This is a genomic window from Pseudomonas azerbaijanoccidentalis (assembly GCF_019145495.1).
In the GTDB taxonomy this organism is placed as follows: Bacteria; Pseudomonadota; Gammaproteobacteria; order Pseudomonadales; family Pseudomonadaceae; genus Aquipseudomonas; species Aquipseudomonas azerbaijanoccidentalis.
Genome location: NZ_JAHSTU010000001.1, coordinates 993,412 through 1,014,720 on the forward strand (window position 1 = coordinate 993,412; position 21,309 = coordinate 1,014,720).

The window sequence follows — 21,309 nt, forward strand, 5'->3', positions numbered from 1 at the left end:
GTACTCCTGTAGCAGTTCAGTTGTACGTAAGGTGTATCAAGTCCCGTGCCAGTTTCTCAGCCCTTGTAAATCAGTGCCTTGAAGCCCATCAGGTCAAATCGACATCAACCAAAAATAGTCTTTATGACAAATATGGATGTCTTACTGACTACTTCATGCTGATTTCTCCAGCGCACCGGGCGATCTACGGCACAGCCAGGCAAGCCGAGGCTGGCTACGCTGATAGTCCAGCCTGCAAAAAACTGCCAAGGAGACCCGCCATGCTTCACGTTCAAAAAATCACGCCGTGCCTGTGGTTCGATGGGCAGGCGGAAGAAGCAGCGAAGTTCTATTGTGCGATCTTCGATCACGCGAAAATCACCGCCATCACTCACTACGGCAAGGCCGGGCAAGAGATCCACGGTCATGCGGAAGGCTCGGTGCTGACGGTCAGTTTCGAACTCGATGGACAGACGTTCACCGGCCTCAACGGTGGCCCGAACTTCAAGTTCAACGAAGCGATCTCGTTTCAGGTCAATTGCCAGACGCAAGAGGAAGTCGACCATTTCTGGGGACGGCTGTCCGCTGGTGGGCCGGTCGAGGCCCAGCAATGCGGCTGGTTGAAGGACAAATACGGTGTGTCATGGCAGATCGTGCCGGTGGCGATGATGGAGATGCTCAAAGACCCGGACACGAGCAAATCCCAACGCGCCATGGCGGCCATGATGCAGATGAAAAAACTCGATATCGCCGCGTTGCAACGAGCCTTTAACGGCGAGAGCTAATACACTCCGAGGCTGATCTGCCGAGGATTGACCATGAAGCTCAGCAAGCCCAAGGACACCGACAAGGCCCCGCGTTTCTGGCGCGATGATGCCCTGCCCTTCATCGAAGCCCGCGCTATCGCGGATGGGCGCGAGGTCTGCTACACCCGGCATTCCCACGAGCACTTTTCCATCGGTGCGATCACTGCCGGGCGCAGCACCTATGTCCATGAGCAATCGCAGTTCGAGGTCAGTGCCGGAACGGTGGTGCTGATGAATCCCGGTGATGTCCACGCCTGCAACCCGATCGACGACCAGCCCTGGTCGTACCTGATGCTGTATGTCGAGACCGCGTGGCTGGCCGACTTGCAGCATCAGCTCGGGTTCAGCGATGACCTGGCGTTTCGTCGCTTTGCGATCACCCATACCGCTGACACCGAGCTGTTTGCGGGTTTGGCGCAGTTGTATGAAGTACTGGTCGATCCGCTACAGGACGTACTGCGCAAACAGAGCGCCGCGGTGGAGTTTTTCACCGAGGTGCAGCTGCGGCTCAACCCTGCCGCACAGCCCCTGCGCGAACCCAATTCCAAACTGGAACGCGCCGCCGAATTCATCCGCGAACACTGCACGCAAATGCTCAAGCTCGAAGACATTTGCGAAGCGGCGCAGTTGTCACCGTCTTATCTGATTCGCGCGTTCAAGCAGCATTACGGCATGACGCCCCACGCCTTTCTGGTCAACCGGCGCATCCAGTTTGCCCGCGACCAATTGCGCAACGGCAAGCTGATTGCCGATGTCGCACTGGAGGCGGGGTTTGCCGATCAGGCGCATTTTCAACGCGCGTTCAAACAGCATCTGGCCGCGACGCCGGGGCAGTATCGCGGTTGATCACGGCAACAGCAGATACACCGCACTCACCGCCAGCAACAACGCCATGCCCCGGTTGAACCAACGCATGCCCGCCGGGTTGTTCAGGTACCCGCGCAGGAACGTCCCGGCGTAGGCCCAGCAGCCGACCGACACATAGCAGATCACCAGATAAACCGCCGCAAACTGCCACACCAGGCGCGCCTCGCCATCGGCGACAAACGCGCCCATGCCGGCCACGCAGGCCAGCCAGGCCTTGGGGTTGAGCCATTGCATGACGGCGCCGTACAGCATCGACGGTGCGCGCGCTGAATCCTTCGCCTCCAGTTGCCCGTTGTCAGCGGCCAGTTTAAAGGCCATGTACAACAGGAACGCCACGCCGGCCCACTGCACCACCTGAGTCATGGCGGGCCACAGCTGCAACAACTCGTGCAGCCCCAAGCCCATCAACACCAGCAACAACACGAACCCCAGAGTCGCCCCTGCCACATGGCGCTGGCTGGCCTTGAAGCCGAACCGCGCCCCGGAACTCAAGGCCACGATATTCACCGGCCCCGGGGTGATCGAAGCGGCCAGCGCAAACGCGGCCATGGACATGATCAAACTCATCGCACACCTACTCTCAGTCAATTGAACCAGGCCCCAAGGTAAAGAGCCCGACGGTGCACGTATTGAAGAAAACTGCCCCCGTGAGCGTCCGCTAGGCGTAATAGCCCACTACCCGCTTCACCTTCACCAAGGCTTGGCGCAGGGACTCCATGTCCACTGAGCCCAATGCCAGGCGAATGGCGTGGGGCACGTGTGTGGTGATCGCGAAGGGCTCGGCGGGCGATACCGAGACCTGTTCACGCATCAACGCCATGGCGATCTGATCGGCGCGGGCGTCTTCCGCCAAGGGCAGCCAAATGAAATATGAAGATGGATGACTGACGGTCTTCAGCCCCGCCAGCACCTCGCGCGCCAAGGCTTGCCGGGCCTGCGCATCCGCACGCTTTTGTGCTTCGAGTGTGTAAACGGTGCCGTCGTCGAGCCAGTTCGTGGCGATCGCCGTCATCACGCCCGGGGTGTTCCAGGTTGTCGCCATGACGGTGCGTTCAAAACCGGCGATCCAGTGGGCCGGTGCCGCGATGAAACCGACCCGCAGCCCGGTGGCGATGTTCTTCGACAAACCGCTCACGTACACCGTTCTTTCCGGTGCCATCTCAGCCACAGGGGGCGGTGCGTTGTCGGCCAGAAACGCGTAGGCCGCGTCTTCGATGATCGTCAGATCATGTTGCCGGGCGATGGCCACCAAGCGCTCGCGTTGATCGGCATCCATCACCCAACCCAGCGGGTTATGCAACGTCGGCATCGCGTACACCGCACGCACCGGACGACTGCGGCACAGTTTGTCCAAGGCAGACAAATCAGGCCCTTTGTCGGTGACAGGAATAGGCAAGACTTCCAGGTGCAGGGTTTCGGCGAGCGTCTTGAACCCCGGATAGGTCAACGCGTCAGCTGCGATCACGTCGCCGGGCTTGAGCAGCGTCATCATCACCACGGCCAGCCCGTGTTGGGCACCGCTGACGATCAATACTTGCTCCGCTGGCACATTCAGGCCGCGCTCGCCCAGGTGGCGCGCAACCGAGGCCCGCTCATGCAGGCGCCCGGCGTGGGGCTGGTAGCGCAACAGCGATTCCAGGTCACCGGACAACGCCAGTTGCCGCAGCGCTGTGCGCAACAGGTCGGCCTGGCCGGGCAGCGACGGATAGTTGAAGTTCAGGTCGATCATCCCCGCCGCCACCACCGACTGCGAAATGCCCTGACCCGGTGGCAGCGACGTTTCCCGGACAAAAGTCCCGCGCCCGGTTTCACCGCTGACCAGACCCATGCCCTCAAGCTCGGCGTACACCCGGCTCGCCGTGACCAGCGCCAGGCCTTGCTCAGTGGCGAGCTGTCGGTGGGTGGGCAGCCGCGTACCCGGCGGCAAACGCCCCGAGCGAATGTCGGCGGCAAAGGTATCAACCAAGGTTTTATAGCGGGATCGAGGCATGTCGCGATGTATCCATGACAATTTTTTGATTGTATCGATGAGCAACCCTACCATGAATTTCGTGCAATCAAACAATGAGCGTGAGCCACATGGAACGGACCTCAAACCTGCAAAACCGCACGCTGGAAAACAGTGCCAGCGGCTGGATCAATGGCTTGATCGGCGTTGTGATTTTCAGCGGCTCGCTACCTGCGACACGGGTGGCGGTGCTGGAGTTCGATCCGGTGTTTCTCACGGTGGCCCGGGCCACACTCGCCGCGATTCTGGCGCTGTGCCTGTTGCTGTTATTCAAGGAAAAACGCCCGGCACGCCATCAACTCGTGCCACTGATCATCGTGGCGTTGGGCGTGGTGGTGGGTTTTCCGCTACTGACTGCGCTGGCATTGCAATACGTGACATCGGCGCATTCCATCGTATTTGTCGGCCTGCTACCGCTGGCCACCGCGGTGTTCGGCGTGCTGCGCGGCGGTGAACGCCCGCGCCCGGTGTTCTGGTTTTTCTCGGTACTGGGCAGCCTGCTGGTGGTCGGCTTTGCCGCATCGCAGGGCCTGAGCGCCTCGCCACAAGGCGACATTTTGATGCTGTTGGCGATCCTGGCGTGCGGTCTCGGTTATGCCGAAGGGGCAAAGTTGTCGCGCACGCTGGGCGGTTGGCAGGTGATTTCGTGGGCGCTGGTGCTGGCACTGCCGGTCATGGCAGCACTGAGCTGGTGGCGGTTGCCGGCGTCGTTCAGCGGGATCAGCACGCCGGCCTGGTTCAGCCTGGCTTACGTGTCGCTGTTCAGCATGCTGATCGGTTTCGTTTTCTGGTATCGCGGGCTCGCCCAGGGCGGCATTGCCGCTGTAGGCCAACTGCAACTGTTGCAACCGTTCTTTGGCCTGGCACTGGCGGCCACCCTGCTGCACGAGCACGTCAGCATCGGCATGCTCGGCGTCACGGTCGCGGTGATCCTGTGTGTCGCCGGGGCGAAAAAATTCGCCAAGTGACGCTCAAGGTATGGAGTCGACCTTGTGCGTCGTCACGGCCGGATCGAGTCGGGGCTTAGCGTTCTCCATCGCCGCCACCAGGTCCTTGGCACCGGAGCCCCATTTCGAGATCACTTTGAAAGCGTCGGTGAAAGACACATCCAGCGGATGCACGCGGCTCGCTTCGAGGATGTACACCGCACCGGCCAACGGCGTCGGCACCGAGGGCACGAAAATGGTGTAGCGACCGTCTTCGAACACCTCAATGATGAAGGCCGGAACCAGCGCATCTTCGATCTCGACCAGTGCCGGCTTCCAAACCGTTTGCCGGCTGTCTCCTGCCACTTGTTGTGTCAGGCTGCGGAACAGACCGTAACCGGGAATCCTCTCGAACAGGCCCTTCTCGACGCGCTCGCGGGCCGATTGCCCCAACCGCGTGCGCAGAGCCGCGCCGATCACAAAGCAGATCAACAGCACCAGGATCAGCGATAACAGCTGCTCGGCAGGCAGCCAGTCAGGAAGGATGTTGGTGAAGGGCCGCACCAGTTGTCCGAGGGACTTCATGCCCTTGAGCAACACCAGGATGGCCAGGTAGATCGGGATGATGACCAGCAGTCCAGCGATCACCCGTTTGGTGAAGTACCCAAGTAACTGTTTCATGTGCACTACCCTTGTCTGAGGACTGGGCCGCGCGGACTAACGTCGGCTGATTGACGATAGTACGAGACCGCCGGGCTCACAAGGACAGTACCGGGCACCATGTACGGTGATTTCTCCCGCTGACTGTATGGGTCTGGCGCTGTGGCAGCCGTGATAAAAATACGGTTCTCGTCACAGGAGTCTGCCCATGGACCTCGCCACCCTCACCCTCTTTCTGCCGGCCTGCTTTGCCCTGAACATGGCGCCTGGCCCGAACAACCTGCTGTCGGTCAGCAACTCGACCCGTTATGGCTACCGCACCGCGTGCCTGGCCGGGGTCGGCCGCTTGCTGGCTTTCGCCGCAATGATCGCCCTTGCCTCGGCGGGCCTGGCGGTGGTGTTGCAGACCTCGGAGCTGTTGTTCTATGGCATCAAGATCCTCGGCGCGGCGTACCTGTTCTACCTCGCCTGGCAACTGTGGCGAGCAGACCCAGGTGTAGACAACGTAGTGACCGGTGCCCCCGTAGGCATGCTGGCACTGGCCCGGCAGGAATTTCTGGTGGCGGCCGGTAATCCGAAAGCCATCCTGATCTTCACCGCGTTCCTGCCACAGTTTGTCGACGCCACTCGCGCCATCACGCCGCAATTCGCTGTACTGGGTGCGTTGTTCCTGATGCTCGAATGGATCGCCATCGCGGCCTACGCCTACATGGGTCTGCACATGCGCCGCTGGTTCGCCAAGCCGTCGGGCAAGCGGATGTTCAATCGCTGCTGCGCGGGCCTGTTGTCGAGCGCCGCTGCGGTGCTGCTGATGGCGCGGCGCGCGTAAGGAGCGCCTGAGGGAGAGAGCAGACAGACAGCCTTGGCTTTTTTCGCCAGCATACGTATATTCGGATATCCATATATCTTGATAGCAATGATGAGCTAAAGATGAGCCCTCTCCCCGCCCCGAAAAAAATCCTCTTCATGTGCACGGCCAACAGCTGTCGCAGCGTATTGAGCGAAGCGCTGTTCAATCACCTGGCCCCGGCCGGGTTTGAAGCGGTCAGTTCCGGCAGTTTCCCCAGCGGCCGGCTCAACGCCCAGGCCGTACGGACGCTGCACGACCTCGGCATTCCGACCGAAGGTTTGTACAGCAAGGACTCGTCTGCCTTCGCCGATACCCCGCCCGACATCGTGATCACGGTTTGCGATAAAGCCGCTGGTGAGACCTGCCCGGTCTATTTCGGTCCGGCACTCAAAAGCCACTGGGGGCTGGGCGACCCGTCGGACGTCCAGGGCACCGATGAAGAAATCAAGGCTGCTTTCGCCGAGACGGTCGAGATCATCAAGCGGCGCTTTGCTGCGTTCTTCGCCCTTGACCTCAACAGCCTGTCGGACGCCGACCTCAAAGCGGCCCTTGACCGCATTGGAGCCCTGTCATGAACGAAGACTTGCCGAACCTCGACCTCGAACTCCTGCCGCCCAACGACGAAGACGGCCACAAGCCGCGCATTCTGCTGCTGTACGGCTCCACCCGCGAACGCTCTTTCAGCCGGCTGCTGACCGAAGAAGCGGCTCGGATTTTGCGCTTGCTGGGCGCCGAAACGATGATCTTCGAACCATCCGGTTTGCCGCTGCCCGATGATGCGCCTGGCGATCACCCAAAGGTCCGGGAACTGCTTGATCTGGTGCTCTGGTCGGAAGGCCAGGTCTGGTGCTCGCCGGAACGTCACGGCTCGATGTCGGCGGTGTTCAAGTCGCAGATCGACTGGATTCCCCTGACCCTGGGTGCGGTGCGCCCGACCCAGGGCAAGACGCTGGCCGTGATGCAAGTCTGCGGCGGCTCGCAATCGTTCAACACCGTCAACCAACTGCGTGTGCTCGGGCGCTGGATGCGCATGCTGACCATCCCCAATCAATCCTCGGTCCCCAAAGCCTTCATGGAATTCGATGAGGCCGGTCGGATGAAACCGTCTTCGTACTACGACCGCGTTGTCGATGTGATGGAAGAATTGGTCAAGTTCACCCGGCTGGTGCGCGGCCGCGAGGCGTTTTTGGTGGACCGTTATTCCGAGCGCAAAGAGAGCGCCGAAGAGTTGTCGAAGCGGGTCAATCAACGCTCGATCTGAAACAGTGACGTATGTGCGGAATTCTCTGTCGATTTTCCGGTGGAGACCTTCCGCCCCGCGCCTTAAGCTCAACCCATGAACCTACAAAGCACGCTACTTCCGCCCCACGCCGAGATGGTCCGCGCCATGCTCGAACGCGACACCGCCTACGAGGGGGTGTTCTTTACTGCGGTCAAGACCACCGGGATTTTCTGTCGCCCCAGTTGCACGGCGCGCAAGCCGAAACCGCAGAACGTCGAATTCTTTGCCCACGCCGATGAATGCCTGTCGGCGGGCTACCGCGCCTGCCTGCGGTGTAAGCCGCTGGACGCCGCCGCCATCGCCCCGGACTGGGTGCAGACGTTGCTCAAGTCCGTAGAGGCCGATCCCGAGCAGCGTTGGACCGACGCTCAATTGTTGGCCGAAGGCATCGAACCGCTGAAACTGCGCCGATGGTTCAAACAGCACTTCGGCATGACCTTTCATGCCTGGTTGCGCACTCGGCGACTGGGCATGGCGCTGGGCGGGATCAAACAAGGCGACTCCATCGACAATGCGGCGTTCGATTCGGGTTACGAATCCCTGAGCGGCTTTCGCGATGCTTTTCAAAAGTCGTTTCACATCACCCCGGGCCGCGCCGCCAACAGCGAGCCCTTGCTGTTCACACGCCTGACCACTCCGCTGGGGCCGATGATCGCCATGGCCGAACGGCGAGGCCTGGTGCTGCTGGAGTTTCTCGACCGCCCGGCACTGACCCGGGAAGTTGAAGAACTGCAAAACCATTATGGCTACGCCGTGGCGCCTGGACACAATGGGCATCTGCAGCAAATCGAACAGGAACTGGCGCAATATTTCGCCGGGCAGCTGACGCAATTCAACGTTGCACTGCACCTGCCGGGCAGCGAATTCACCCGGTTAGTCTGGGCAGAACTGGCGGCCATCCCCTACGGCGAAACCACCACGTACGGTGCGATTGCGGCGAAGCTGGGCAAGCCCGGTGCCAGTCGCGCAGTGGGCCTGGCCAACGGGCACAATCGACTGTCGATTGTCGTGCCTTGCCATCGGGTGATCGGTGCGGACGGCTCGCTGACGGGCTATGGTGGAGGACAACCGCGCAAGGCGTTCCTGCTCAGGCTGGAAAACGCCGCCGCGCAGATCACCCGGCCATTGGCTTTCTGAACGCTCGCTGTTTTCGTCAGCGCCCAAGGATGTTTGATGCCCGATCCCTACTTGCCTGCTACCCGGTTCCTCGCCGCCATTGATGACGACTGGCAACGCCATGTCAGCGCCGTCGGCCCGTGTCTGCATCAAGCGCACGCTGCGCGCGATCCTTACGAGTCGCTGGTGCGGGCGATTGCTTATCAACAACTGCACGCCAAGGCCGGTGATGCGATTGTCGGGCGCTTGCTGGCGTTGTTTCCCGGCCAGGCATTTCCTCGGCCGGAACAATTGGTCGCCACTGATTTTGAACGGATGCGCAGTTGCGGCTTTTCCGCCAGCAAGATCGCGACCATCCAAGGCATCGCCCAAGCCACACTGGACGGCGTGGTGCCGGATTACGCCACGGCCCTGGCCATGGACGATGAGGCGTTGATCGAGCGCTTGATCACCCTGCGCGGCGTGGGTCGCTGGACCGTTGAAATGCTGTTGATCTACAGCCTGGAACGCCCAGACATCCTGCCGGCCGATGACTTTGGCGTACGTGAGGGTTATCGAAAGCTCAAGGGGCTGGAGGTGCAACCAACGCGCAAACAGATGATTGAAATCGGCTTGGCGTGGAGCCCTTATCGGACGGTGGCGGCGTGGTATTTGTGGCGGGTGGCGGGCAAGTAGACTGCGTTATCGTTTATCGCTCGCAGGGAAACACCGCGCGCCAGCTATTCAAATCGCTTAAGGATGGCTACTGTCATCGGCTCAATGCGCATCGGCACAAGGAGCACAGGCTTGAGCGTTTCACCCGAACCGGAACACCGCCCGCCCGAGCCGATCAGCCTGCGCGAGGCTTTGCGCTTTTGGCTCAAGCTCGGCTTCATCAGTTTCGGCGGGCCAGCGGGACAGATTTCGATCATGCACCAGGAGTTGGTGGAGCGCCGACGCTGGATCTCCGAACGACGCTTCCTGCACGCGCTGAACTACTGCATGTTGCTGCCCGGTCCCGAGGCTCAGCAACTGGCGACCTACATCGGCTGGTTGATGCACCGCACCTGGGGTGGCGTGATTGCCGGTGTGCTGTTTGTGCTGCCTTCGCTGTTCATCCTGATTGCGTTGTCGTGGGTGTACATCGCCTTTGGTGAAGTGCCGGTGGTAGCCGGCCTGTTTTACGGCATCAAGCCCGCGGTGACGGCGATCGTGGTGCAAGCTGCCCACCGCATCGGCTCGCGGGCGTTGAAGAACGGCTGGCTGTGGGGCATCGCCGCCGCTTCATTCGTGGCGATTTTTGTGTTGAACCTGCCGTTTCCACTGATCGTGCTGGGCGCTGCGGTGATCGGCTATTTTGGCGGGCGGCTGGCCCCGGAAAAATTCAGGACCGGTGGCCACAGCGCTGCGCAAAAATCCTTCGGTCCGGCCGTGATCGACGATGACACGCCGCCGCCTGATCACGCTCGTTTCAACGCCCTGAAGCTGCTGCGGCTGGCGGTGATCGGTGCGATTTTGTGGACCCTGCCGATGGCCACGCTGACCGTGTTGTTCGGCTGGGACGGCACGCTCACGCAGATGAGCTGGTTCTTCACCAAAGCGGCGCTGCTGACTTTCGGCGGCGCCTACGCCGTATTGCCGTATGTGTATCAGGGCGTGGTCGGTCATTACGGATGGTTGACGCCGACTCAGATGATCGACGGCCTGGCACTGGGTGAAACCACGCCCGGCCCGCTGATCATGGTGGTGGCGTTCGTCGGGTTCATCGGCGGCTACGTGCTTCAGGTATTTGGTCCGGATCAGGCATTTGTCGCCGGTGCCGTCGCTGCAACGCTGGTGACCTGGTTTACGTTTCTGCCTTCGTTTTTGTTCATCCTCGCCGGCGGGCCGCTGGTGGAGTCGACGCATAACGAACTGAAATTCACCGCGCCGTTGACCGCGATCACGGCGGCGGTAGTTGGGGTGATTCTCAATCTGGCGTGCTTTTTTGCCTACCACGTACTCTGGCCGAACGGCTTCAGTGGCCACCTCGATTGGCCTTCGGCGCTGATCGCGATGGCAGCGGCCATCGCGTTGCTGCGATTCAAGCGCGGCGTGATCGAAGTCTTGATCGGCTGCGGGGTGATCGGACTGGGTGTGCATCTGCTGCGATGAATCAGACGTTTACAGGCGCCACTTTCCCCCCTAGTATCCAGACACGCCCGATGGCAGGTCACGCCTGCCACCGACGATTTCCAATGCTGGAAACATCCGTTATGAACCGCATTGTCAACCTGCCCATGGCCCTGAGCCGTTCCAAACTCCGTCACTCCGCACGTCCGCCGGATAGCACCCTGCTCGTCTAAGCGCGTCCCCCACGCGTCGAGCCCTCTCCCTCGCCAATCCTTTGCCTGCATGCCCCGGGTCTTTGTATCCGTCGTCGTGCCGAGGCCTGAATCCGTGCGTCCGCAGGACGCCAACGTGAGTGACGAACCATGAAATTCGCAGCCCTTGAAGACGCCCAGACTTTTCTGACGAACAACCCCGATATCGACATGATCGAGCTGTTCATTCTCGATGCCAACGGCGTGCCGCGTGGCAAACTGTTGCACCGCGAAGAACTGCTGGCGGTGTATGAAAGCGGTCGTCCACTGCCCAGCACCATCCTCGGCCTGACCTTGCAGGGCGATGATGTCGAGAACTCCGGGCTGGTCTGGGACGTGGGCGATATCGACTGCCGCGCCTACCCGCTCGAAGGCAGCCTGGTGCGCTTGCCATGGCGGCAGATTCCAACGGCGGCGGTTCAAGTCAGCATGCACCCGCAAGAAGGCATGCCCGCCAGCATCGCCGACCCGCGTCACCTGCTGATCAGCGTGATTGACCGTCTGAAGGCTGAGGGTTATCACCCGGTAATGGCCTGCGAGCTGGAGTTCTATTTGCTCGATGCCAAGCGCGATCACCAGGGCCGCCCGCAACCGGCGCTGGACGCTGACGGTGGTCGACCGCGACACACACAAGTGTATGGCTTGCGCGAGCTGGAACAGATTGAACCGTTCCTCGCCGACCTGTACGCCGCGTGCAAACTCCACGGCATTCCGGCGCGCACGGCGATCTCCGAATACGCGCCGGGCCAAGTGGAAATTACCCTGGAACACGGCGATGCCTTACAGGCGATGGATCAGGCGGTGCGCTACAAACGCCTGGTCAAAGCCGTGGCCCACAAGCACGGTATGCAGGCAACGTTCATGGCCAAGCCGTTCGATCATCTGGCGGGCACCGGCATGCACATGCACGTCAGCATCGCCGATGCCGAGGGCCGCAACCTGTTTGCCTCCGAAGACCCGGCCGGCACGCCATTGTTGCGCACAGCCATCGGCGGCATGCTCGCCTCGTTGCTCGATTCATTGCTGCTGTTTTGCCCCAACGCCAACTCCTACCGGCGTTTCCAGGCCAACAGCTATGCGCCGCTGGCCCCGACCTGGGGCGTCGACAACCGTACCGTAAGCCTGCGCGTTCCGGGCGGCCCGGCCAACAGCCGGCACATCGAGCACCGCATCTGTGGCGCCGACGCCAACCCGTATCTGGCGGCAGCGGCGATCCTCGCGGGCATTCATCGCGGCATCAGCGAAAACCTCGATCCGGGCGAGCCTGTGGAAGGCAACGGCTACGCACAAGCCACACAATTGCTGCCCACCGACTGGCTGACCTCGCTGACGGCACTGGAAAACTCGGTGTGGGCGCGAGATGCATTGGGGCAGGAATTTCTGGGGGTGTACCTGGCGGTCAAGCGTGCCGAGTATCGGCAGTTCATGGCGGAAGTGGGTGAACAGGACTGGCGTTGGTATTTGACTGAGGCGTAACCCTTTCAGTCGATTACCTGCAGTTCCTGTGGGAGCGGGCTTGCCCGCGATAGCGATGTGTCATTCACCTCTAATGTTGACTGACATGGCCTCATCGCGGGCAAGCCCGCTCCCACAGGGACCATGCGTTTCACTATCCTTTTTGCCCGGACACTGACATGACCCAACAACGCTGCAATTCCTACTACACCGCCACCCTCAACCAGGACACCGATTACCCGACACTGCAAGGCCAGCACCGCGTCGACGTGGTGATCATCGGTGGCGGCTTTACCGGCGTCGCCACCGCCGTCGAGCTGGCGGAAAAAGGCCTGAAAGTCGCCATCGTCGAAAGCCACAAGATCGGCTGGGGCGCGACCGGGCGTAACGGTGGCCAGGTCACCGGCAGCCTGTCGGGCGATGAAGCGATGCGCAAACAGATGCGCCGTACGATTGGCGAAGACGTCGACGATTTCATCTGGCACCTGCGCTGGCGCGGGCACCAGATCATCCAGCAGCGGGTCGAGAAGTACGGCATCGCCTGCGACCTCAAGCACGGGCATTTGCATGCCGCGTACAAGCCGAGCCACATGGACGGTTTGCGCAAGGATTACGACGAAGCGGTGCGTCGCGGCATGGGCGACGAAGTCAGCCTGCTCGACCGAAGCCAGGTGCGCGACTTGCTGCAAAGCGACCTCTATCACGGTGCGATCAAGAACACCCGCAACATGCATTTGCACCCGCTGAACCTGTGTATCGGTGAGGCGCGGGCAGCAGAAAGCCTGGGGGCACTGATCTTCGAAAACAGCGAAGTGCTGGAAATCATCCATGGCGACACGCCCGGGGTGCGCACGGCCCACGGCCGTATCGACGCCAATCAGGTGCTGTTGGCCGGCGACGTCTATCACAAACTGGAACCGGGCAAGCTCAAGGGCAAGATTTTCCCGGCCATGGGCGGCATCGTCACCACCGCGCCGCTGGGGGATCTGGCCAAACAGATCAACCCTGAGGACCTGGCCGTGTATGACTGCCGTTTCGTGCTCGACTACTACCGCCTGACGGCCGACGGTCGCTTGCTGTTCGGCGGAGGCGCTAACTATAGCGGCAAGGATTCCCGCGACATCGCCGCCGAACTGCGCCCGTGCATCGAGCAGACATTCCCGGCGCTAAAAGGCGTGGCCATCGATTACCAGTGGAGCTGCGCGATGGGCATCGTGATCAACCGTATCCCGCAGCTGGGCAAGCTGTCGGACAACGTCTGGTATTGCCAGGGCTACTCGGGTCACGGCATCGCGACCACGCACATCATGGGCGAAATCATGGGCCGCGCTATTACCGGGCAGCTTGAGCATTTCGACACCTTCGCCGCCTGCCAGCACATTCGTGTGCCGATGGGTGATTTGCTGGGCAACCCGATGCTTGCGGCGGGCATGTGGTACTACCAGATGCTGGAGCGATTACGCTGATGCATTGATGTTGTTTGGACTGGCATCATCGCTCGGTTGAGCTGACCGCCCGCCAGAATCACCTTGATGCCTTTGAATTCAGACAGCGTGATCGCCGTCATGGGCGATGCGGTGATCGCTGTTAGCCAAGCCAGACAACAAACACAAACCAGCAAGTCAGGTATCAATTGTTTCGATCTTTCAAATCATGAAGCCGAATTTTTTATTTATCGGCGCCCTGTTCAAAATGGCGCCGATCTCTCCCGTTTCGGATGAACACTTCATGAACCTGAATTTTGCTTTCGCCTGCATGATCGTGGTCTCGTTTACCATTGCACTGGTACACACCTGATCAACGACAGGCCCGCCCACGCACCAGAGTCGACGCATGCTTTTTTCCCTAGTATCCAATGGCACCCTGCTCACCCCCCAAGATCCGCAGCCGCCGGTGCCCTGGTGGAGCTTCACGAAAACCGTGCTGGCGGCGACCGCGCTGTCACTGGTGCGAGACGGGCTGATTCGTCTCGATGACGTATTAGCCGAAGGCCCGTTCACGCTGCGCCAACTGCTGCGGCACGAGGCCGGGTTGGCGGACTACTCCGAACTCGCCGATTACCACGCCGCCGTCGCCCGCAATGAAGCGCCCTGGTCGGCTGATGAAATGCTCCAGCGCCTGGACGCCAACCGCCTGCGCTACGCACCGGGTGAAGGCTGGCGTTATTCCAACGTTGGCTACTTGCAGGTCGCGCGCCTGATTGAGCGCCTCACAGGCCTGTCGCTTGAACAGGCACTGGCACAGCGGGTGTTCGACCCGCTCGATTTGCCCCATGTACGCCTGGCCAAAAACCGCGCCGATTTGCACGGCGTGAGCATGGGCGCCGCCGTCAGTTATGACCCCGGCTGGGTCTATCACGGCTTGCTGGTCGGCCCACTCGATCACGCAGCCCTGTGCCTGGACCGACTATTGAGCGGCGCGTTTTTGCCCCAGCCACTGTTGCAGGACATGCAAACGGCTCACGTCCTTGGCGGACCGATTGCAGGGCGCCCATGGACCTCGCCCGGCTATGCGCTGGGGCTGATGCAAGGTGGCGTGGCGAGCGGTTTGCTGCTCAGCGGGCATACTGGCGCCGGCCCCGGCAGCGTGATCGCAGTCTATCGCAGTGTTCACGCTGGCAATGCCGCCAGTTGCGCGGTGTTTCTTGAAGGCAGCGACGAAGGCGCAGTTGAATCCGAAGCAATGAAGCATCTGTTGGCACAGATCAATGCAAACCGGTAAAAACCCCGACAATGGTCGAAGATGATCTATAAACAGTGTTCGCCTGTTTTGAATCTGGGCGCTTGAAGGCGCCTCAAAACAGTGGGTCTCTTGCAAAGCGGTGGACAAATGGATGTCCACCTGGAGATTTTCCGCATGAAAGCACTGAAGATAGCCGCCAGCGAAGGCGTACTGGAGTGTTTCCAGACGTCCCGTGAAGTGATCCCGTTCAAACTGACCGACTATACCGACGTCGCCGTTGCGGTGTTCTCGGTCGAGGATGTGATGGCCGGCGCCCTGGCAGCCCTGCAACGCACCGGTTTCGATATCCCGATTTTCCTGGTGACCGCCCCCGGCACCGGCACCCGCGCCCGTGATGTCTACAAGCATCTGGAAGATGTGCTGCTGCAGGTCAACGGCATTTTTGACCCTTCCAGTAATAACGCCCAATACCATGGTCATCAATTGGAAACAGCGGCCAAGGCCTATGAAGAAACCCTGCTGCCGCCGTTCTTCGACTCACTCAAGCACTACACCGAATCAGCCAACGCCACTTTCGCCTGCCCCGGTCACCAGGGCGGTCAGTTTTTCCGCAAGCATCCGGCGGGCCGACAGTTTTTCGACTTCTTCGGCGAGACCCTGTTTCGCGCCGACATGTGCAACGCCGACGTCAAACTCGGCGACCTGCTGATCCACGAAGGCCCGGCCCTACTGGCGCAAAAACACGCGGCCAAGGTGTTCAACGCCGACAAGACTTACTTCGTGCTCAACGGCACCTCGGCCTCGAACAAAGTCGTGACCAACGCCCTGCTCACCCCCGGCGACCTGGTGTTGTTCGACCGCAACAACCATAAATCCAACCACCAGGGCGCGTTGATCCAGGCCGGTGCCACGCCGGTTTACCTGGAAACCGCGCGTAACCCTTACGGGTTCATCGGCGGCATCGACGCCCATTGCTTCGAAGAAGACTACCTGCGTGAGTTAATCAGCGAAGTCGCGCCCGACAAGGCGCAACTGCCACGGCCATTCCGACTGGCGATCATTCAACTGGGTACCTATGACGGCACCGTCTACAACGCCCGGCAAGTGGTCGATCGCATCGGCAAACTGTGCGACTACATCCTGTTCGACTCGGCTTGGGTGGGTTACGAGCAGTTCATCCCGATGATGAAAGACTGCTCGCCGCTGCTGCTGGACCTCAACGAAAACGACCCGGGCATCTTCGTCACCCAATCGGTGCACAAGCAGCAGGCCGGTTTTTCCCAAGCCTCGCAGGTCCACAAGAAAGATCGCCACATCAAGGGCCAGGCCCGTTACTGCAACCATCACCGACTGAACAACGCGTTCATGGCCCAGGCCTCGACCAGCCCGTTTTACCCGCTGTTCGCTTCGCTGGACGTGAACGCGCGCATCCACTCCGGGCGCAGCGGCCTGCGCCTGTGGGAAGACTGCGTGAAGTTCGGCATCGATGCGCGCAAGTTGATCCTGGAAGCCTGCACCATGGTCCGCCCCTTCGTGCCGGATACCGTCGACGGGCGCCAGTGGGAGGATTACCCCACCGAAGACATTGCCGCCGACGTGCGCTTCTTCGAATTCCACCCCAAGGACCGCTGGCACGCCTTCAGCGGCTACGCCGACAAGCAATACTTCATCGACCCGTGCAAGTTGCTGTTCACCACGCCGGGCATTGATCCGGTGGATGGCAGCTACACCGACTTTGGCATTCACGCCGGCATCCTCGCGAACTTCCTGCGCGAGAACGGCATCGTGCCGGAGAAGTGCGACCTCAACTCGATCCTGTTCCTGCTCACCCCCGCCGAAGACTGGGCGAAAATGACCCACCTCGCCTCGCAGATCGCCCGCTTCGAACGCTTCATCAGCGATGACGCGCCGATGAGCCGGGTGTTGCCGGCCATCTATGCGCAGCATCAGGAACGGTATCGCAACTACACCATTCGCCAGCTCTGCCAGGAAATGCACGACCTCTACCGCAGCCACAACGTCCAGCAATTGCAGAAGGCGATGTTCCGCAAAGAGCACTTCCCGAAAAAAGCCATGAACCCGCAGCAGGCGCAGTTCGAATACATCCGCGGCAACGTCGAACTGGTGGCCCTGGCCGACGCCGATGGTCGCATCGCCGCCGAAGGTGCGCTGCCCTATCCTCCGGGAGTGCTTTGCGTGGTGCCTGGCGAAATCTGGGGTGGCGCGGTGTTGAAGTACTTCCTCGCGCTGGAAGAAGGCATTAACGCCCTGCCCGGATTCACTCCGGAGCTGCAAGGCGTGTACCTGAAGGAAGACGCCGGGCGCATTCGCGCTTACGGCTATGTGATCAAGGCCTGAAACCGTTAGGCACCGTATGGGCGCTGCCGCAGGTTGCGCCCCATGCGTGCATCAATTGCTGGCGACATGCCCCGCACTACCCGCCGTTACCAGCGCTTTCAAGGACGTATCGAACTGCTTCAGCGCATTTACCTGCAACTCGGTCTGCTTGTCGATCTGTGCTGCAATCTGCGGCGCGGCCTTGCCATGCACCCACACCGACGGCATCTGCTGGACCCGAGAGCCTTTAGCCTGGCCGATGTACTGCAGGTTCGCATCGTAGAATTTGGCCATGAACCGCGCTTCAACCTGGCTGTTGCGCTTGGAAACCAGACGGCTGTAAGTGTCGAGCATCACCACCACATCCGGATGCGCCTGCACCGCTGCATCAAGGGTGTCGTAGACCGTCACCGACGCGAACTCTTTCTGCAACGACGCCATCAACCAGTTGATGGCCCGCTGCGGATCGGAGCTGTCGACGAACGCCTGGCTGATTCGTGAATCCAGCTGGGGATTTTTCGCCCCGTTCACCGCCACGGCGTGGTAACGCTCAAGGTATTCCTGGGTATTGAGGGTGTTTTCGCTGTACAGCACCGCCACGGTTTTCGCCTGCTGCAAACTGGCAGCGCTGTCACCCATCGGCAGGAAGTGGCAGGAGGGATCAGCCGCAACGGCCGGAACGGAAACAGCAACGCTGCCGCTGAACACGGCAACAAAAGCCAGCAAGGTCGAAATTCTCATCGCACTGATTCCTTCAAAGGCGAGATCGGTATAACGCTATCCTCCTCTGATGACAGAAAAACAGAACTTGCATTCTTTAATGATGATTATCGACCAAATGAATGGTAGCTATGAGCGCGCACTCAAGCATCGCGTCAGGATAAATCCGCTAACGTTAACGCGAGCAACGCAACCCCCTTCAAGGAGAGTGCAATTTGAGTCTGTTCGAGAATTATCGGCACCTGATGGCCGACGCGACGTTTAACCTGGCGGGCGCGCCGCTGCATGAAGACCTGCTTTTATCCCGTGAAGGCAACCTGCAGACTTTTTACGCCCCTTTCGACCACATCAATGAGCAGGCGCGCATTGTCATCTGCGGCATCACCCCCGGCTTGCAGCAGGCCATGAATGCACTCAAGGAAGCCCGCCGACAGTTGCTGAACGGCGCGTCGGTGGCAACCGCCAAACAGGCCGCCAAGGAAACCGCGAGTTTCTCGGGGCCTATGCGGCCCAACCTGATCGCCATGCTCGATCATATTGGTGTGCAGACTTATCTGGGTATCGACAGCTGCGAGCAACTGTTCGATTCACATCGACACTGGGTGCATTACACCTCGGCGCTGCGCTATCCCGTGTTTCTCAACGGCGACAACTACAGCGGCAACCCTGGACTGTTGAGCCGGGACAGTCTGCGTCATCAGATCGAAAACCACCTGAGCGAAGAGATTCGCCTGCTGCCCTCGCTCTGCGTTTATGTACCGCTTGGCCCTAAAGTCGGCGAGGTGTTCGAGTATCTGGTTGGGCGTGGTTTACTGCGTCCGGAACAGGTACTGAGCGGTTTACCGCACCCCTCCGGCGCCAATGCCGAGCGGATCAGTTACTTTCTCGGCCGCAAGGACAAGACGGCATTGTCCATCAAAACCAATGCCGAGACGCTGGATGCGGCCCGCACTCAGCTGGCGCAGAAAGTTCGACAATTGCGAGCCGCCGATTGATTTTTGATCTGTAAAGAGTGAAGGAAATTTCCCTTTGTTGCGAGGGAGCTTGGGTTGCCCAAAGCCCATTAACCAAACACCAGACGAAAAAAACCCGCATTTCTGCGGGTTTTCGCTGCGGTTGAAACGGCTCGCTTCAACAGCTTGCTTAATGCGCTTTTTTCACGCCCGAAGGCCCGGCGTTGCTCAGCCCTTTGGTGTTGTGGTCGCCCGGCGTCGAAGCCGAAATCGCTCGTGCCTTGCTGATGCCGCGAGTGTCTTTGGAATGGGCAATGCCGGAGGTCGTGGTGCCATGACCATTGTCGTCATTGCGCTCACTGCCGTAGCGGTTGCCGCTGATCCCGTGATTGCGAGTCGCTTTGCCGGCGTGATCGCTGGCCAAGCCCTTGCCGTGGCCGCTGCTGCTGGCGTTGCCGGCGTGATCAGACCCGCTGCGACCGCCGCCATTACCACCAGCGTGGCCGCCACCATTGCCACCGCCATTGCCACCGCCGTGACCACCACCACCACCACCACCACCACCACCACCACCACCACCTTCTTTCGCGGCAGCTGAGTTGATGAGGGACAGGTCAGCAGGAAGTAAAGGGGCCGCTGCCAACATCAAGGCGCAGGACATGACAGCTACGAGACTCTTGTTTTTTAAAAGCATGATTGCTTCCGTGGGGGGTTGATATCGCTTGCTGTATGACGCGATTACCCCCTTTCAGTTCAACGTGGCTCGACGGACGGATTGACTATCACCCATACCGTCGAGCCCACATGCGAACGTCAATCAAATGCACCATCAAGAATCTCGTAAATGAGCCCGGTGGCCAGTGCAACGAGGATCAAATCGGTGCCGACTTGCTGCCACTCGTATCCATCGTAATGGGGCAATCGGCCAGCCAGTCGACCATCAAGTTTCTTGGCGATGCCTGGCGGCAGCGGCTTGCCGCGGGCAAGGTTTTTTTGGATGCCCGGTGGCAATGCGGGGCCGGGGCTCCAGTAATCGCGATAGCCATCAACAATGCCAATGACGCTTGAGCGATTGATGCTCGGGCCATTGTCCCAATCGCTGCCGCCAGACTTTTTACCTTTGTTGCCTTGTCCACCTTGGTTGCCATGGTCCTGGACGTTTTGCGAGTTGCCCTTGCCGTTGCCCTGCCCTTTGCCGTTACCAGGGTCGGCCAGCGCCGTCATCGAACCGCAAACCATCGCCACGCTTGTCACTGCTGCAATCAACGATCGAGACCTGATCATGTGTCGTTCCTTCGTGCTGGGAGTATTCCCTGAAATTTAGACGTTCTTGAGGAAGTTGGTTCCATTCCTTCAACCGCCGCAAAAACGGCTACGCTCAGCTCTTCCAAGACTCTGTCCGGAAACAGCGCAATGATCCGCACCCTGCTCACCACACTTACGCTGCTCGCTCTGAACCTGCCGGTAAATGCCGCCGTCATGCCATTCCCCGAAGCCTTCCGCCTTCAGGACATCCCCGTCGATGGCGTAACGATGCACGTGCGGGTCGGTGGCAAAGGCCCGGCGGTGGTGCTGTTGCATGGCTTCGGTGATACCGGCGATATGTGGGCGCCGCTGGCGGCGGACCTGGCGCGCGATCACACCGTAGTGGTGCCGGACTTGCGCGGCATGGGGTTGTCGTCGATTCCCGAGGGTGGCTACGACAAGAAAACCCAGGCTGGTGATATTCGTGGGGTTTTGGCTGCGTTGGGCATCGAACATTCGGTGGTGGTCGGTCACGACATCGGCACCATGGTCGCTTTCGCCTACGCCTCGCGTTATCCGCAATTGACCGATCGCCTGGTGGTGATGGACGCACCGGTGCCGGGCATCACGCCGTGGAATGACATCGTTCGCTCGCCCATGCTCTGGCACTTCGACTTCGGCGGGCCGGACATGGAACGGCTGGTGGCCGGACGCGAGCGCATCTACCTGGACCGCTTCTGGAACGAATTCGCCGGCAATCCCGCCAAGGTCGATGAAGAGACCCGCCAGCACTACGCCAAACTCTACGCTCGCCCCGGCAACATGCACGCCGCCTTCGCCCAGTTCCGCAGCATCCGTCAGGACGCCAAGGACAACGAGCCAACCATGAGCAAAAAACTGAGCATGCCGGTGCTGGCAATCGGCGGGGAAAAGTCCTTTGGTGCCAATGAAGCGATTGTGATGCGCAATGCAGCGGACAACGTGAAGGAAGTTGTGATTCCGGGGGCTGGACACTGGTTGATGGAGGAGGCGCCAACACAGACGATTGAGGCGATTCGGGGTTTTCTTACGCAGTAATGAA

The 21,309-nt window shown here is 60.4% G+C and carries 22 protein-coding genes and 1 pseudogene; 15 read left to right on the forward strand and 8 right to left on the reverse strand.

Going from position 1 to position 21,309, the window contains the following annotated elements; genetic code table 11:
- The first annotated feature begins 260 nt into the window (after positions 1-260).
- Together KVG88_RS04125 and KVG88_RS04130 are read left to right on the forward strand one after the other, a co-directional pair.
- Positions 261-764, forward strand: coding sequence for a VOC family protein (locus KVG88_RS04125; RefSeq protein WP_150704560.1), 504 nt, complete (start codon positions 261-263; stop codon positions 762-764).
- 33 nt (positions 765-797) lie between these two features.
- Complete coding sequence (locus KVG88_RS04130; RefSeq protein WP_217870410.1) at positions 798-1,631, forward strand: AraC family transcriptional regulator; 834 nt, start codon at positions 798-800, stop codon at positions 1,629-1,631.
- Here the strand turns inward: KVG88_RS04130 and KVG88_RS04135 are convergent, their stop codons facing one another.
- Both KVG88_RS04135 and KVG88_RS04140 read right to left on the reverse strand, forming a co-directional pair.
- Positions 1,632-2,219: a LysE family translocator gene (locus tag KVG88_RS04135; protein WP_150704558.1), complete on the reverse strand. Its 588-nt coding sequence runs from the start codon at positions 2,217-2,219 to the stop codon at positions 1,632-1,634.
- Positions 2,220-2,310: 91 nt separating this feature from the next.
- Positions 2,311-3,642: an aminotransferase-like domain-containing protein gene (locus KVG88_RS04140; protein ID WP_217870411.1), complete on the reverse strand. Its 1,332-nt coding sequence runs from the start codon at positions 3,640-3,642 to the stop codon at positions 2,311-2,313.
- Between the two features lie 89 nt (positions 3,643-3,731).
- On the opposite strand from KVG88_RS04140, the gene KVG88_RS04145 reads away from it, so the two are divergent.
- Positions 3,732-4,628, forward strand: a complete 897-nt coding sequence (locus tag KVG88_RS04145; protein WP_217870412.1) for a DMT family transporter — start codon at positions 3,732-3,734, stop codon at positions 4,626-4,628.
- A 3-nt stretch (positions 4,629-4,631) separates the two neighbouring features.
- Here the strand turns inward: KVG88_RS04145 and KVG88_RS04150 are convergent, their stop codons facing one another.
- Positions 4,632-5,267: a DUF502 domain-containing protein gene (locus KVG88_RS04150; protein WP_217870413.1), complete on the reverse strand. Its 636-nt coding sequence runs from the start codon at positions 5,265-5,267 to the stop codon at positions 4,632-4,634.
- 187 nt (positions 5,268-5,454) lie between these two features.
- On the opposite strand from KVG88_RS04150, the gene KVG88_RS04155 reads away from it, so the two are divergent.
- From KVG88_RS04155 to KVG88_RS04190, 8 genes are all read left to right on the forward strand, one after another.
- The gene (locus KVG88_RS04155) at positions 5,455-6,075 is read left to right on the forward strand and encodes a LysE family translocator (protein WP_217870414.1); all 621 of its coding nucleotides are present in this window, start codon (positions 5,455-5,457) and stop codon (positions 6,073-6,075) included.
- A gap of 101 nt (positions 6,076-6,176) precedes the next feature.
- Entirely contained in the window at positions 6,177-6,671 is a 495-nt protein-coding gene (locus tag KVG88_RS04160) for an arsenate reductase ArsC (RefSeq protein ID WP_225933845.1), read from the forward strand.
- On the forward strand, positions 6,668-7,357 hold the full coding sequence (gene arsH, locus KVG88_RS04165) for an arsenical resistance protein ArsH (RefSeq protein ID WP_217870415.1): 690 nt from the start codon (positions 6,668-6,670) through the stop codon (positions 7,355-7,357). Before KVG88_RS04160 ends, arsH begins: the two co-directional genes overlap by 4 nt.
- A 75-nt stretch (positions 7,358-7,432) precedes the next feature.
- Entirely contained in the window at positions 7,433-8,515 is a 1,083-nt protein-coding gene (locus KVG88_RS04170) for a bifunctional transcriptional activator/DNA repair enzyme AdaA (RefSeq protein ID WP_217870416.1), read from the forward strand.
- Positions 8,516-8,551: 36 nt separating this feature from the next.
- Positions 8,552-9,169, forward strand: a complete 618-nt coding sequence (locus KVG88_RS04175) for a DNA-3-methyladenine glycosylase family protein (protein WP_150704550.1) — start codon at positions 8,552-8,554, stop codon at positions 9,167-9,169.
- Positions 9,170-9,280: 111 nt separating this feature from the next.
- Complete coding sequence (chrA, locus tag KVG88_RS04180; protein WP_225933846.1) at positions 9,281-10,627, forward strand: chromate efflux transporter; 1,347 nt, start codon at positions 9,281-9,283, stop codon at positions 10,625-10,627.
- Between the two features lie 320 nt (positions 10,628-10,947).
- On the forward strand, positions 10,948-12,312 hold the full coding sequence (locus KVG88_RS04185; RefSeq protein ID WP_217870417.1) for a glutamine synthetase family protein: 1,365 nt from the start codon (positions 10,948-10,950) through the stop codon (positions 12,310-12,312).
- A gap of 158 nt (positions 12,313-12,470) precedes the next feature.
- Entirely contained in the window at positions 12,471-13,757 is a 1,287-nt protein-coding gene (locus KVG88_RS04190; RefSeq protein WP_217870418.1) for an NAD(P)/FAD-dependent oxidoreductase, read from the forward strand.
- Positions 13,758-13,780: 23 nt separating this feature from the next.
- On the opposite strand, the pseudogene KVG88_RS31255 reads toward KVG88_RS04190, so the two are convergent.
- Together KVG88_RS31255 and KVG88_RS31260 are read right to left on the reverse strand one after the other, a co-directional pair.
- Positions 13,781-13,882 (reverse strand): annotated as a pseudogene (locus KVG88_RS31255) (DeoR/GlpR family DNA-binding transcription regulator); the annotation flags it as partial.
- Between the two features lie 55 nt (positions 13,883-13,937).
- Positions 13,938-14,126: a hypothetical protein gene (locus tag KVG88_RS31260; protein WP_367616827.1), complete on the reverse strand. Its 189-nt coding sequence runs from the start codon at positions 14,124-14,126 to the stop codon at positions 13,938-13,940.
- Here KVG88_RS31260 and KVG88_RS04200 point away from each other — a divergent pair.
- Positions 14,125-15,012, forward strand: coding sequence for a serine hydrolase domain-containing protein (locus KVG88_RS04200; protein WP_217870420.1), 888 nt, complete (start codon positions 14,125-14,127; stop codon positions 15,010-15,012). The two genes, KVG88_RS31260 and KVG88_RS04200, sit on opposite strands and share 2 nt — an antisense overlap.
- 135 nt (positions 15,013-15,147) lie before the next feature.
- Entirely contained in the window at positions 15,148-17,331 is a 2,184-nt protein-coding gene (speF, locus tag KVG88_RS04205; protein ID WP_150705516.1) for an ornithine decarboxylase SpeF, read from the forward strand.
- A 51-nt stretch (positions 17,332-17,382) separates the two neighbouring features.
- Here speF and KVG88_RS04210 read toward each other — a convergent pair whose 3' ends face one another.
- On the reverse strand, positions 17,383-18,051 hold the full coding sequence (locus KVG88_RS04210; RefSeq protein ID WP_217870421.1) for an ATPase: 669 nt from the start codon (positions 18,049-18,051) through the stop codon (positions 17,383-17,385).
- Between the two features lie 194 nt (positions 18,052-18,245).
- Between KVG88_RS04210 and KVG88_RS31025 the strand changes: the two genes are divergently transcribed.
- A complete protein-coding gene (locus tag KVG88_RS31025) occupies positions 18,246-19,025 on the forward strand; it encodes a hypothetical protein (protein ID WP_225933847.1) in 780 nt (259 codons plus the stop codon).
- 148 nt (positions 19,026-19,173) lie between these two features.
- On the opposite strand, the gene KVG88_RS31030 is transcribed toward KVG88_RS31025, so the two are convergent.
- On the reverse strand, positions 19,174-19,677 hold the full coding sequence (locus KVG88_RS31030) for a hypothetical protein (protein WP_225933848.1): 504 nt from the start codon (positions 19,675-19,677) through the stop codon (positions 19,174-19,176).
- Between the two features lie 119 nt (positions 19,678-19,796).
- Entirely contained in the window at positions 19,797-20,267 is a 471-nt protein-coding gene (locus KVG88_RS04225) for an anti-virulence regulator CigR family protein (protein WP_217870423.1), read from the reverse strand.
- 129 nt (positions 20,268-20,396) lie between these two features.
- Between KVG88_RS04225 and KVG88_RS04230 the strand changes: the two genes are divergently transcribed.
- Positions 20,397-21,305, forward strand: coding sequence for an alpha/beta fold hydrolase (locus tag KVG88_RS04230; RefSeq protein WP_217870424.1), 909 nt, complete (start codon positions 20,397-20,399; stop codon positions 21,303-21,305).
- The last annotated feature ends 4 nt before the right edge of the window (positions 21,306-21,309 follow it).